Annotated in this window: 12 protein-coding genes; 3 read left to right on the plus strand and 9 right to left on the minus strand. The window is 53.9% G+C overall.

From position 1 onward, the window contains the following. Window positions 1-4: 4 nt before the first annotated feature. The 4 genes from prfB to xerD all read right to left on the minus strand — a co-directional run bounded on the left by prfB (window position 5) and on the right by xerD (window position 4,583). A protein-coding gene (gene prfB / locus AB7038_RS10295; RefSeq protein ID WP_096862115.1) for a peptide chain release factor 2 occupies window positions 5-1,103 on the minus strand; the annotation gives its coding sequence in 2 pieces (ribosomal slippage) (window positions 5-1,027 and window positions 1,029-1,103; 1,098 coding nt in all). 104 nt (window positions 1,104-1,207) lie between these two features. Continuing rightward, complete coding sequence (recJ, locus tag AB7038_RS10300; protein ID WP_072870041.1) at window positions 1,208-2,941, minus strand: single-stranded-DNA-specific exonuclease RecJ; 1,734 nt, start codon at window positions 2,939-2,941, stop codon at window positions 1,208-1,210. Window positions 2,942-2,963: 22 nt separating this feature from the next. Continuing rightward, window positions 2,964-3,656 (minus strand): bifunctional protein-disulfide isomerase/oxidoreductase DsbC, encoded by a 693-nt coding sequence (gene dsbC / locus AB7038_RS10305; protein WP_369453268.1) that lies wholly within the window; start codon window positions 3,654-3,656, stop codon window positions 2,964-2,966. 12 nt (window positions 3,657-3,668) lie between these two features. After that, entirely contained in the window at window positions 3,669-4,583 is a 915-nt protein-coding gene (xerD, locus tag AB7038_RS10310) for a site-specific tyrosine recombinase XerD (RefSeq protein ID WP_369453269.1), read from the minus strand. 133 nt (window positions 4,584-4,716) lie between these two features. On the opposite strand from xerD, the gene fldB reads away from it, so the two are divergent. Further along, entirely contained in the window at window positions 4,717-5,235 is a 519-nt protein-coding gene (gene fldB / locus AB7038_RS10315; RefSeq protein WP_262883364.1) for a flavodoxin FldB, read from the plus strand. Window positions 5,236-5,240: 5 nt separating this feature from the next. Here the strand turns inward: fldB and AB7038_RS10320 are convergent, their stop codons facing one another. Both AB7038_RS10320 and sdhE read right to left on the minus strand, forming a co-directional pair. Continuing rightward, window positions 5,241-5,648, minus strand: coding sequence for a protein YgfX (locus AB7038_RS10320; protein ID WP_368889041.1), 408 nt, complete (start codon window positions 5,646-5,648; stop codon window positions 5,241-5,243). 148 nt (window positions 5,649-5,796) lie between these two features. Next, the gene (sdhE, locus tag AB7038_RS10325; protein ID WP_004240904.1) at window positions 5,797-6,084 is read right to left on the minus strand and encodes an FAD assembly factor SdhE; all 288 of its coding nucleotides are present in this window, start codon (window positions 6,082-6,084) and stop codon (window positions 5,797-5,799) included. A gap of 276 nt (window positions 6,085-6,360) precedes the next feature. Between sdhE and ygfZ the strand changes: the two genes are divergently transcribed. Together ygfZ and AB7038_RS10335 are read left to right on the plus strand one after the other, a co-directional pair. Then, on the plus strand, window positions 6,361-7,344 hold the full coding sequence (gene ygfZ, locus AB7038_RS10330; RefSeq protein ID WP_369453270.1) for a tRNA-modifying protein YgfZ: 984 nt from the start codon (window positions 6,361-6,363) through the stop codon (window positions 7,342-7,344). Window positions 7,345-7,422: 78 nt separating this feature from the next. Further along, window positions 7,423-8,028 carry an HD family hydrolase gene (locus AB7038_RS10335; RefSeq protein ID WP_368889043.1) on the plus strand — a complete coding sequence of 202 codons (606 nt, stop codon included), beginning with the start codon at window positions 7,423-7,425 and terminating at the stop codon, window positions 8,026-8,028. A gap of 53 nt (window positions 8,029-8,081) precedes the next feature. On the opposite strand, the gene gcvP is transcribed toward AB7038_RS10335, so the two are convergent. The 3 genes from gcvP to gcvT all read right to left on the minus strand — a co-directional run bounded on the left by gcvP (window position 8,082) and on the right by gcvT (window position 12,588). Further along, window positions 8,082-10,958, minus strand: coding sequence for an aminomethyl-transferring glycine dehydrogenase (gene gcvP, locus AB7038_RS10340; protein WP_368889044.1), 2,877 nt, complete (start codon window positions 10,956-10,958; stop codon window positions 8,082-8,084). Between the two features lie 84 nt (window positions 10,959-11,042). Next, window positions 11,043-11,438 carry a glycine cleavage system protein GcvH gene (gene gcvH / locus AB7038_RS10345; RefSeq protein WP_004238339.1) on the minus strand — a complete coding sequence of 132 codons (396 nt, stop codon included), beginning with the start codon at window positions 11,436-11,438 and terminating at the stop codon, window positions 11,043-11,045. Window positions 11,439-11,493: 55 nt separating this feature from the next. Continuing rightward, window positions 11,494-12,588: a glycine cleavage system aminomethyltransferase GcvT gene (gcvT, locus tag AB7038_RS10350; RefSeq protein WP_369453271.1), complete on the minus strand. Its 1,095-nt coding sequence runs from the start codon at window positions 12,586-12,588 to the stop codon at window positions 11,494-11,496. Window positions 12,589-12,763: the final 175 nt, after the last annotated feature.

The following is a 12,763-nucleotide window of genomic DNA, read 5'->3' on the forward strand; positions in this document are numbered from 1 at the left end:
ATCCTTATAAACCCGCTTTTAAGCTGGCCTCAATAAATTTATCCAGATCGCCGTCTAATACAGCCTGCGTATTGCGGGTTTCCACACCGGTACGGAGATCTTTAATACGGGAATCATCAAGCACATAAGAACGGATCTGACTGCCCCAGCCGATGTCGGATTTGTTATCTTCCATTTCTTGTTTATCGGCGTTTTTCTTCTGCATTTCATATTCATAAAGTTTTGCTTTCATCTGACGGAAAGCCTGATCTTTATTCTTATGCTGCGAGCGGTCATTCTGGCACTGTGTGACAATACCGGTCGGAATATGGGTCAGACGCACCGCAGATTCCGTTTTGTTCACGTGCTGACCACCGGCACCGGAGGCGCGGTAAACGTCAATACGGATATCCGCCGGATTGATTTCAATATCAATATCATCGTCCACTTCCGGATAGATAAACGCGGAACTGAACGAAGTATGGCGGCGGCCGCCGGAGTCAAACGGGCTCTTGCGCACCAGGCGGTGAACGCCGGTTTCTGTGCGCAGCCAGCCGTAAGCATATTCGCCCATGATCTTAACCGTCGCCGATTTCAGACCGGCCACATCACCGTCAGATTCTTCAATAATTTCAGTTTTAAAGCCGCGGCTTTCTGCCCAGCGCAGATACATACGCAGCAGCATGCTTGCCCAGTCCTGAGCTTCTGTACCACCGGAACCGGCCTGGAGATCAAGGTAGCAGTCAGCGCTGTCATATTCACCGGAGAACATCCGGCGGAATTCCAGCTGACCGAGTTTGTCTTCCAGTCCCTTCAGCTCTTCAACCGCTTCGTTAAAGGTCTCTTCGTCATCCGCTTCGACGGCGAGTTCCAGCAGACCGCTGACATCCTCAAGCCCCTGGTCAAGGTCATCGATGGTTTCCACGATGGCTTCCAGAGAGGCGCGTTCTTTACCGAGTGCCTGGGCACGTTCAGGTTCGTTCCAGACGTCAGGCTGTTCCAGCTCGGCGTTAACTTCTTCTAAGCGCTCTTTCTTGGCATCGTAGTCAAAGATACCCCCGAAGCACCGAAGTACGCTCAGTCAAATCCTGGATCTGATTTTTTACCGGGTTAATTTCAAACATGTCTTTTTATCTTTTGTTGATTGTCAGGTAATAATGTGAGAACTGCATATTGTAGCGAAAATCCGCTCATCATGACAGCACTGCAAACCCCTTTCGGGCTAAAATTAATCCGGCCAGATATGTTCTATCAGTAACTGTACGCTGCGCTGTCCGCGGAACTCGTTCACGTCCAGTTTGTAGGCAAGACGAACCCGCTGCACACTGTTGTCCGGCCAGTAATTTACATCAACGTTAAAGGCGATACCATCAAGCAGCGGACCACCGCCCTCCGGCTCAATCATCACTTTCAGGTGTTTCTCACCGACGATACGCTGTTGCAGCAGCCGGAATGTGCCGTCAAATAACGGCTCCGGGAACCCCTGCCCCCACGGCCCGCCTTCGCGCAGCAGTCCGGCGGTTTCCAGTGTCATATCCTGCGGTGACAGCATACCGTCACTCCAGATAACGCCGTGCAGCAGGCCGGGATCGATCATATCGTCCACCAGCGCGGCAAATTTATGCTGAAAATCAGGAAAATACGATTCCGGCAGAGAAAGCCCGGCCGCCATGGCATGCCCGCCGAATGCGGCCATCATTCCCGGATTAAGCGTATCGAGCCGCTCGAGCACATCCCGCAGATGCAGGCCGCTCACCGAGCGTCCGGAGCCTTTCAGCAGACCGTCACCGCAAGGGGCAAAGGCAATCACCGGACGGTGATAGCGCTCTTTGATGCGCGAGGCGAGAATACCGACCACGCCCTGATGCCATTCCGGGTGATACAGGGCAATCCCTGACGGCATTTCCGTGGTGCTGTGCTCAATTTTGCTGAACAACGTCAGGGCTTCCTGCTGCATCCCCTGCTCGATTTCGCGCCGGGTCTGATTCAGGCCGTCCAGTTCATGCGCCAGCATGCGGGCTTTCGCCATATCATCGGTCAGCAGCAGTTCAACACCGACTGACATATCATCCAGTCTGCCCGCCGCATTCAGACGCGGACCGAGGGCAAACCCCAGGTCACTCGCCACCAGCCCGGATGCCTGTCGTTTGGAGATTTCCAGCAGTGCGGTGATCCCGGCACAGCAGCGCCCGGCACGGATGCGGTTCAGCCCCTGATGCACCAGGATGCGGTTGTTCTGATCAAGCGGCACCACGTCCGCCACCGTACCCAGTGCGACCAGATCCAGCATTTCAGCCAGGTTCGGCTCGGCAATATTCTGTTGCGCGAACCAGTCATCCGCCCGCAGTGATGCCCGCAGCGCGGACATCAGATAAAATGTCACACCGACACCGGCCAGGGATTTGGAGAGAAATCCGCAGTCTGCCAGGTTCGGGTTAATAATCGCTTCCGCCGGCGGCAAAATCTCACCCGGCAGATGGTGGTCAGTCACAATCACGCGGATCCCGGCAGCATGAGCGGCGGCCACGCCGTCATGGGAGGAAATGCCGTTATCCACTGTCATAATCAGCTCCGCCCCTTTGCGGCGGGCCTGCTCTGTCACCTGTGCGCTGAGCCCGTAGCCGTCCTCAAAACGGTTGGGGACAAGAAAATCCACCTGCCGGAACCCCATCCGGCGCAGTGCGCGCACCGACAGTGCGGTGCTGGTTGCGCCGTCAGCATCAAAATCGCCGACAATCACAATCCGCTGATTCTGGTGCAGTGCTTCTTTCAGCAGTACAACCGCCTGGTCAATCCCGTTGAGCTGACCATAATTAAGCAGTCCTCGTGCGCCGCGCTCCAGTTGTTCCGCAGAGGTGATCCCTCTGGCGGCATACAGACGGCATAACAGTTCCGGGCGTTCGGGAGAAAGCAGTGCTGTGTAATCCGCCGCATCACGGCGGCGGAGTTCTGTTTTTATCATAACAACCTGATTATACTATTAATTATTTATTTACTAATTCAGCAATTTTATCCGCTGATAAGTAACCGGCAATCAGCGTTCCGTCCTCAAGGACAATCGCCGGGGTGCCGGTGATGCCGAATTTCAGGCCGAGATTATAGTGTTTACTGATATCAATGTTGCAGCTGTCTATCTGCGGGATCGGTTCATTACGGAACGCATTATCCAGCGCTTTGGTTTTGAACCCGTTACACCAGACAGACTGCATTTCCCGGCCGACCGCAGACTCGGGTCCTTTACGCGGAAACGCCAGATAACGGACCGTAATGCCTTTATCATTCAGCGCCTTATTTTCATTATGTAATTTCAGGCAGTACGGACAGGTGATATCCGTAAAGACAGTAATAATGTGGTTACCGCGCTGAGATTTATAAATGATCATCTCATTTTCCAGGCTGTTCAGCTCATCCAGCAGCACATTATTGGTGATATTTTTCGGGGTTTTGCCGCTCATATCAAACATCGGCCCCTGTAACAGATAACGGCCGTCATCGCTGATATAAAAAACGCCCTGCGGCGTGGCAACCGCGGAGACACCCGGTACCGGTGACGGGCGGATCATAGTGGCGGTCATATCCATTTTACCGAGTGCCGCTTTGATTTCGCTTTCCCCGGCGACTGCGCCGTGGCTGAACACCAGCAGAAGCGCCAGTGCGGATGATACAATTTTCAGCATACTGTTTCCTTATCAGCCGCGCGGATGGTGCTGCTGGTGCAGCGTACGTAACCGCTCCGTCGCGACATGGGTATAAATTTGTGTGGTGGATAAATCACTGTGCCCCAGCAGCATCTGCACCACCCGCAGATCCGCCCCGTGATTGAGCAGATGCGTGGCAAAAGCGTGGCGCAGCACATGAGGCGAGAGTTTTTCTGTCGCAATTCCCGCCACCACCGCATAGTGTTTGATACGGTGCCAGAATGTCTGCCGTGTCATCTGCCGCCCGAGTTTGCTCGGAAACAGCACATCTGCGGCCTGTCCGTTCAGCAGCGCCGGTCTGGCCTGTGCCAGATAGACCTCCAGCCAGTACACCGCCTCTTCCCCCATCGGCACCAGACGCTCTTTATTACCTTTACCGATTACGCGGATCACGCCCTGGCGCAGACTGACATCCGGCAATGACAGTGACACCAGTTCTGTCACGCGCAGTCCGCAGGCATAAAGCACTTCCAGCATGGCTTTATCACGCAGTTCAAGCGGGTCGGTCACATCCGGAGCCGCCAGCAGGTCATCCACCTGGCTTTCGCTTAAATCTTTCGGCAGCCGGGCGGGCAGTTTAGGTGCCGCCAGCTGAATGGTCGGATCATCCGTCCGCAGTTTTTCGCGGTAGCAATACTGGAAAAACCGGCGCAGCGAACTGAGCATCCGGGCCGAACTGGTAGCTTTGTAACCGCGATCCAATCTGCCGGCCAGGAACGCCTGCAAATCAAGGGTGGTCAGTGATAACCAGTCCAGATCCTGCGGTACCAGCCAGTCCGCCAGTGCCTGTAAATCCAGGCGGTAGGATGCCAGGGTATTTTCCGATAAATTCTGTTCCAGCCAGATAGTATCAAGAAACTGCTCTGTCAGTGCATCACTTTCGCTGTGTTGTACGGCGTCCTTCACCGCTGACCTCCCGTTTGAATTCCCGTGTCAGAATTAACTTATCTTCTGTTACAATACCGTAATCCTGTGATGAAAGCAGCGCACAGAGGCGGCGGGCTTTCATTTTTTACCCGATACACAGCAGAATAAACAGATGAAAATTGGTCTTTTTTATGGTTCCAGCACCTGCTATACCGAAATGGCAGCTGAAAAAATCCGTGATATTTTAGGTGATGATCTCGTTGAACTCCATGATGTGAAAGAGACAGATCTGCAACTGATGGAAAGCTACCCGGTGCTGATCCTCGGCATTCCGACCTGGGATTTCGGTGAAATCCAGGAAGACTGGCTGGCGGTGTGGGAGCAACTGCCGCAGCTTGATTTATCGGGAAAAATTGTCGCCATGTACGGCATGGGTGATCAGGTGGATTACAGCGACTGGTTCCTGGACGCTCTGGGTTATCTGCATCAGCAGCTGCAATCATCCGGGGTGAAATTTGCCGGTTACTGGCCGGTGGACGGTTATACCTTCACCAGCCCGAAAGCCCTGACCCCGGACGGCAAACATTTTGTCGGCCTGGCACTTGATGATGTCAACCAGTATGACGAGAGCGAAGAACGTATCGCCACATGGTGCATGCAGGTGCTTGAGGAAGTGCAGGCACTGCTGTAAACGAATCAGATATCCGGGTACTGTAAAAGCAGCTGATTAAGGCTGTTCCATGCCTCTTTCGGGACACTGTCAGAGGCTATCCACAGGTATTTCTGCCGCCCGGAAGTCAGTGAGCGCAGATGCAGACGGATGCCCAGCCGGGTGATATACGGCGGTTTAGTGATTTCCCACTCGCTTTTGCGCCATAAAATCCGGTTCTGATTCTGCAGACTGGCCGGACCGGAGCGTTTGCTGATTTTATGTTGTGTCCGCCCCCAGCCTGCGATCAGCAGCAATGTGAGCGGCAGCCAGATAAATGAGGTTCTGCCGGGCCATGGCGCAAATAACACACTCAGCGCCAGCGCACCATAAATCAGTGTTGAGAAGACCTGAGTCTTAAATGAGACACGTAATACTGATTTCCACAAAACCACGGCCTGCCCCCTGTATCCTGACACAATGACAGCACCCGCCGTCCGGCTGAGAACCCGGTTATCCCGTGTCCGTCAGCCGGAAAATATACGGCATTCCTTCCCGGTTTCCTATGAAATAACTGTGACCGGTTATGACTTTCTCTGCCGGTCAGTCCGGATAATACGCTGCGTTCTGTGCCGCCATCCGTGCCTGATTACGTTCCTGAATCAGCCGGATGATCTGATACAGTGCTTCATCATCCGGACGGCCTTTATTCATCAGCCAGTTAAACAGATCCGGATCCGGGCAGTTCAGCAACTGCACAAAGTCCTGTTTCTGAGCATCGGTCAGCGTGTCATATTCATGCTGAAAGAACGGCATAATCGCAATATCCAGCTCCCGCATGCCGCGACGGCAGGCCCAGTGGATGCGGGCTTTATTTTCAATATCTAACACCGGTATATCCTTTTTATAAGAAGCGGTTTATCAGACCGGTAAACATAACTGATGATATCAGCGTAGCCTACCAAGCCCTGACAATAAAGAAAATCGTCTGCCGCACATGCCGGAGAAAAATGCGTCTCAGGCGGAAAAATAAATGAAATCCGCAACTGAAGATTTCATTGTCACTCCGCATGTGCCGCATCACACAAAGGGTCAATAATATTCTCTTGCAATGTCTGTTATCTCTTTTACCATACATTGCATAGCTCTCCGGACAGGTAAAACATCATGAACACAGAAACAACCGCATTACTCCCGCAGCTGAGTGATTCTCTCCCCCTGACACGTGTTTCTCTCAGTGATCTGGCACTGGTGACCATCACCGGCCCGGACAGTCAGAAGTATCTTCAGGGACAGGTCACCGCTGATATCGACGCTATGGCTGATGATCAGCATGTGCTGTGTGCCCATTGTGATGCCAAAGGAAAGATGTGGAGTGATCTGCGTCTGTTTCATTATAAAGACGGTTACGCCTACCTTATCCGCCGCAGTGCACTGGATACCCAGCTCGCGGAACTGAAAAAATACGCGGTATTTTCCAAAGTGACGATTGCCGCTGACGAGAGTGCTGTCCTGACCGGGGTCGCCGGTCACAGAGCGGCAGAAGCCTTACAGGCGCATTTCAGCACAGTTCCGGATGCGGACACTCAGGTTGTCAGCAGCAATGACACCACACTGCTGTACCTGCCGCTGCCGCAGGGGCGTTTTATTCTGATTCAGAGCGCCGAGCAGGCCGGTGCTTTATCTGATGCCCTGTCTCTGCCGGATGCGTCTGACACTCAGTGGACGGCGCTGGATATTGAAGCCGGTTACGCCGTGATTGATACGGCAACCGTCAGTGAATTTCTGCCGCAGGCAACAAACCTGCAATCCCTCCCCCGGGGTATCTGCTTTAAAAAAGGCTGTTATACCGGGCAGGAAATGGTGGCCCGCGCCAAATTCCGCGGCGCCAACAAACGCGCTATGTTCACACTTATTGGTCACAGCCGCCATGTGCCGGTCGCCGGTGATGATGCTGAGCGTCAGCTGGGTGAAAACTGGCGCCGTACCGGGACTATCCTGGCCGCTGTCCGCCTGAGTGATGAGCGTGTTCTGGTGCAGATTGTCATGAACAATGATACGGAGGAAGATGCTGTCTTCCGTATCCGTGAAGATGAAGAAAGCCGCCTGAGTCTTTTCCCGCTGCCGTACTCCTTTACTGAAGAAGCCTGATTCCCCGTCATACCCGGACGCAGAGATACCCTGTCTCTGCGTCCGGGGTATTCTGTATAAATCCGTATTGAGGTTGTTATGTCATCAGCTGTTCCCGCACAGGAAGTCATTCCTTTTTCTCAGTTAATCACCTTTGTTATGGAGCTGGATAAGCTCAAAAGCGTTTACCGTAAAACCCGCCTGCTGAACAATGAACGTCAGGAAAACTCCGCTGAACACAGCTGGCATTTTGCTGTGACAGCAATGGCGTTTGCACCGTATACCGGGGATGCGGATATGCTGCGGATCCTGAAAATGGCACTGCTGCATGATGTGGTGGAAATTGATGCCGGAGACGTGCTGGTCTTTGATCTGGCCGCCCGCGAAGCGATTGCGGAAAAAGAAGTGGCTGCCGCAAAACGGATTTTCGGTCTTCTGCCGCAGCCGCAGGCGGATGAGTTTCAGGCGCTGTGGAATGAGTATGATGCTGCAGAAACCCGCGAGGCCCGTATCGCCAATATGATCGACCGCGTGATGCCGGTGCTGATGAATCTGCACAACAACGGTCAGAGCTGGGTGGAAAACAATATTTCACTGGAACAGGTGATTGACCGCACGAAGTTTATTGCCGATGTGCATCCTGAATTCTGGGCGTGGTTACGCGCCGAACTGGATACCGCGAAGCAAAAAGGCTGGCTGCACTGATAAAAAAGGCCGGTTGTGGTAACACAACCGGCCTTTTCTTTATCGTTTACCGGTCACTCGTAATCACTCATCGGTGCGCAGGAGCACTGAAGGTGACGGTCACCGTAAACATCATCCAGCCGTTTAACCGTCGGCCAGTATTTGTTATCACGCGTTGCCTGTGTCGGGAATACCGCCACTTCACGGCTGTACGGGTGTGACCACTCCGCTGCCAGTTCAGTCTGGATATGCGGGGCATTCACCAGCGGGTTATCTTCCGCTGTCCACTCGCCGCTGCCGACCCGCTCCATCTCCGCACGAATGCCCAGCATCGCATCAATAAAGCGATCCAGTTCCGTCTGACTTTCGGATTCTGTCGGTTCCACCATCAGTGTGCCGGCGACCGGGAACGACATGGTCGGTGCATGGAAGCCATAGTCAATCAGACGCTTGGCAATATCCATCTCGGTGATACCAAACTTCGCTTTCAGCGGACGGATATCCAGAATACATTCATGCGCCACATAGCCGTTACGACCGGTATAAAGCACATCGTAAGCGGATTTCAGCCGTGCTGCGATATAGTTGGCATTAAGGATCGCAACCTGACTGGCCTGACGCAGCCCCTGAGCACCCATCATGCGGATATACATCCAGCTGATCGGCAAAATGGAGGCACTGCCGAACGGTGCGGCGGATACCGCGCCCTGAGAGGTCAGCAGTTCAGAGGTGACAATGGTGTGCCCCGGCACAAACGGCGCGAGATGTTTTTTTACACCAATCGGCCCCATGCCCGGTCCGCCGCCGCCGTGCGGAATACTGAAGGTTTTGTGCAGGTTAAGGTGAGATACATCCGCGCCGATAAAGCCCGGTGTGGTCACACCAACCTGTGCGTTCATGTTCGCGCCGTCCAGATAGACCTGGCCGCCGAATTCATGAATGATATCACAGACTTCGCGCACTCCCTCTTCATACACCCCGTGGGTGGACGGATAGGTGATCATCACACAGGACAGATTGTCGCTGTGCTGTTCTGCTTTCGCCCGTAAATCTGCCAGGTCAATGTTACCGTCTTCATCACAGGCCACCACCACGACTTCCATCCCCGCCATATTGGCTGAGGCCGGATTAGTACCGTGAGCAGACTGCGGGATCAGACAGATAGTGCGGTGCCCTTCACCTTTGCTTTCCTGATAGCGGCGGATAGTCACCAGCCCGGCATATTCACCCTGTGCGCCGGAGTTCGGCTGCATGCACATGGCATCATAACCGGTCAGCAGCACCAGCCAGCGGGAGAGCTGTTCTATCATCACATGATAGCCCTGCGCCTGCTCCGGCGGGCAGAACGGGTGCATATTACCGAATTCCGGCCAGGTGATCGGGATCATCTCCGCTGCCGCATTCAGTTTCATGGTGCAGGAGCCGAGCGGGATCATCGCCTGATCCAGCGCCAGATCTTTGCGGGCCAGGCTGTGCAGATAGCGCATCATATCCGTTTCGCTGTGATAGCTGCGGAAGTTCGGATGCTTCAGAATTTCCCCTTCACGGCGCAGCGCGGCAGGAATGGATTCAGAAGAGGCGGCAACCTGTGCATCCAGCGCATCAATATCCCACTGTGCTTCCTGTCCGGTCAGTACCGCGTACAGATTTTCCAGACATTCACGCTGCGTGGTTTCACTCAGGGTGACCGCAACGGCACCCGGCAGATCGGTACGCAGGTTGATGCGCGCGGCTTTGGCCCGGGCCAGCACCGCCGGTTTGTCCTGCACTTCAATCGTCAGGGTATCAAACCAGGTGGTGTTACGCAGACGCAGACCTGCGTCTGTCAGCGCTTTCGCCAGAATATCGGTCAGGCGGTGAATGCGACCGGCAATCCGTTTCAGACCTTCCGGCCCGTGGTAGACCGCATACATCCCGGCAATATTCGCCAGCAGAACCTGAGAGGTACAGATATTGGAGTTCGCTTTTTCACGGCGGATATGCTGTTCGCGGGTTTGCAGTGCCAGGCGCAGTGCGCGGTTACCGGCGGCATCAATGGATACCCCGATAAGGCGGCCCGGCATCGCACGTTTGTAAGCATCGCGACAGGCAAAGAAGGCAGCATGCGGGCCGCCGTAACCCATCGGCACACCAAAACGCTGGGCAGAGCCGAAGACGATATCCGCGCCCAGTTTACCCGGTGCTTCCAGCAGGACCAGCGCCATAATATCGGCTGCCACGCTGGTGATCACCTGACGCTGATGTAATTGAGCCAGTAAGTCACGGTAATCATGGATCTGCCCGCCTGTGCCGGTCTGCTGCAACAGCACACCAAACACATCATCGTAATCAAGGGCTTTTTCCGCACTATCGATAGTCAGTTCAAAACCGAAATATTCAGCGCGGGTGCGGATCACATCCAGGGTTTGCGGATGCACATCATCCGCAATGAAAAAGCGGTTGGCATTTTTCTTTTTACTGACACGTTTTGCCATCGCCATCGCTTCCGCCGCAGCGGTTGCTTCATCCAGCAGCGAAGCAGATGCCAGCTCCAGACCGGTCAGATCAATTGTCACCTGCTGGAAATTCAGCAGTGCTTCCAGGCGGCCCTGGGATATTTCCGGCTGATACGGCGTATACGCAGTATACCAGCCCGGATTTTCCAGCAGATTGCGCAAAATCACCGGCGGCAGGATGGTCGGTGTATAGCCCTGGCCGATGTAAGACGTAAATTGCTGATTCAGCCCGGCAATGGTTTTCAGTTCTGCCAGCGCATCCTGTTCTGTTTCCCCTTCGCCCACGGCCGGCGGGATATCCAGCTGAATATCATCCGGGACAATATGGCGGGTGAGATCTTCAAGTGATGCCGCACCGACCGTTTTCAGCATATGCTGCTGTTGTTCAGGGGAGGCGCCGATATGACGGCGGACAAATTCACCCCGGTTTTCAAGCTGCGTTAAAGTTTGAGTCATTGTTCTCCGGTTCCTGACATTGTCTGATTCAATAAAAACCCGAAAAAAAACCCTGTTTGCTCACAAACAGGGTTCCGCAATCCGTCAGTCCTCTTCTTCAGCCTGCAGTTCTGCGTATTTGGCTGCGTCCATCAGACCGGCAAACTCATCCGGATCCGTGATTTTAATGCGGATCATCCAGCCGCCTTCATACGGCTCGCTGTTTACCAGTTCCGGGCTGTCTTCCAGTGCTTCATTCACGGCGATAACGGTGCCGGTGACCGGCGCATACAGGTCAGATGCCGCTTTTACCGACTCAACGGTACCGAATGCTTCACCAAACGTGATTTCATCACCCACTTCCGGTAATTCAACAAAAACCACATCGCCCAGCAGTTCCTGCGCGTAATCAGTGATCCCTGCCACATACTCATCACCACTCTCATGGCGAACCCACTCGTGATCTTCTGTATATTTCAGATTCTCAGGTATATTACTCATCGCCAACGGCTCCTGTTATCGGGTTTCTCAAAATTTAACAATAAAATACGGATGTTCAGACCAGTGCTTTGCCGTTACGGACAAATCCCGGTTTCACGACCTCAACAGGTACTTCGCGGTTGCGCACCTGTACAATAGCGGTATTGCCGATCCCCTGCGGGACACGGGCCAGCGCGATACTGAACCCCAATGACGGGGAGAAAGTTCCGCTGGTGATAACGCCGGTCTGTAATTTGCCGAGCTCATCAGTAAAGCGGACTTCCATTCCGGCCCGCAGTACGCCTTTTTCGCGCATCACCAGTCCGACCTGTTTTTCAGTGCCGTCGCGGCGGAATTTTTCCAGAGCCTCACGGCCGATAAATTTCCGGTCTTCCGGCTGCCAGGCAATGGTCCAGCTCATATTCGCCGCCAGCGGATTGACGGTTTCATCCATCTCCTGGCTGTAAAGATTCATGCCGGCTTCGAGGCGTAAAGTATCCCGCGCCCCTAACCCTGCCGGTTTCACCCCGGCGGCCAGCAGTTTTTTCCATAAGTCAGCGGCCTGCTCTGCGGGCAGCGCAATTTCATAACCTTCCTCGCCGGTGTACCCGGTGGTGGCAATGAAATAATCGCCGCTCTGTACACCGTAAAACGGTTTCATCCCCGCGACGGCGGCTTTTTGTTCCGCAGTCAGCAGTGTCGCGACTTTTTCTTTGGCATGCGGCCCCTGAACAGCAATCATCGCCAAATCATCGCGGACTGTCATCTCAGCCGCAAAGTTTTTGCGATGTTCGTCAATCCACGCCAGATCTTTTTCACGGGTGGCGGAGTTCACCACCAGCCGGTAAAAGTCATCCGCAAAGTAATAGACGATAAGATCGTCGATCACACCGCCGGACGCATTGAGCATCCCGGTGTACAGTGCTTTGCCTTTTTCGGTGAGTTTTGCCACATCATTGGCGAGAAGATAACGGAGGAACTGCTGACATTCCGGACCATGAAAGTCCACGATTGTCATATGGGAAACATCGAACATACCGGCGTCATTGCGGACATTGTGGTGCTCTTCGATCTGGGAGCCGTAGTGCAGCGGCATCATCCAGCCGTGGAAATCCACCATTTTTGCCCCGCAGGCAACGTGCTCACCGGACAGTAGTGTGTGTTGTGCCATTCTATCCCCTTTCAGTCAGACATAGTGCGCAGCGTGTACCGCGCAAACGATACCCTTTTCCTGACGTTATCACCGAATCACAAACGTAACCATAAGAAAAAATTGTGACCGTGTACGCGGACGGAAAAATACGAGCCGTCAGTATGCAGATTTTTCATCTGCCATTCTGAGCCCT

Source organism: Morganella morganii, from assembly GCF_041099235.1.
Classification (GTDB): domain Bacteria; phylum Pseudomonadota; class Gammaproteobacteria; order Enterobacterales; family Enterobacteriaceae; genus Morganella; species Morganella morganii_E.

What these genes read in the sequence shown, in the direction of transcription:
- recJ (WP_072870041.1), bottom strand. Translation starts at nt 2,941, where the DNA reads ATGATAAAAACAGAACTCCGCCGCCGTGATGCGGCGGATTACACAGCA.
- dsbC (WP_369453268.1), bottom strand. Translation starts at nt 3,656, where the DNA reads ATGCTGAAAATTGTATCATCCGCACTGGCGCTTCTGCTGGTGTTCAGC.
- fldB (WP_262883364.1), top strand. Translation starts at nt 4,717, where the DNA reads ATGAAAATTGGTCTTTTTTATGGTTCCAGCACCTGCTATACCGAAATG.
- ygfZ (WP_369453270.1), top strand. Translation starts at nt 6,361, where the DNA reads ATGAACACAGAAACAACCGCATTACTCCCGCAGCTGAGTGATTCTCTC.
- AB7038_RS10335 (WP_368889043.1), top strand. Translation starts at nt 7,423, where the DNA reads ATGTCATCAGCTGTTCCCGCACAGGAAGTCATTCCTTTTTCTCAGTTA.
- gcvP (WP_368889044.1), bottom strand. Translation starts at nt 10,958, where the DNA reads ATGACTCAAACTTTAACGCAGCTTGAAAACCGGGGTGAATTTGTCCGC.
- gcvH (WP_004238339.1), bottom strand. Translation starts at nt 11,438, where the DNA reads ATGAGTAATATACCTGAGAATCTGAAATATACAGAAGATCACGAGTGG.
- gcvT (WP_369453271.1), bottom strand. Translation starts at nt 12,588, where the DNA reads ATGGCACAACACACACTACTGTCCGGTGAGCACGTTGCCTGCGGGGCA.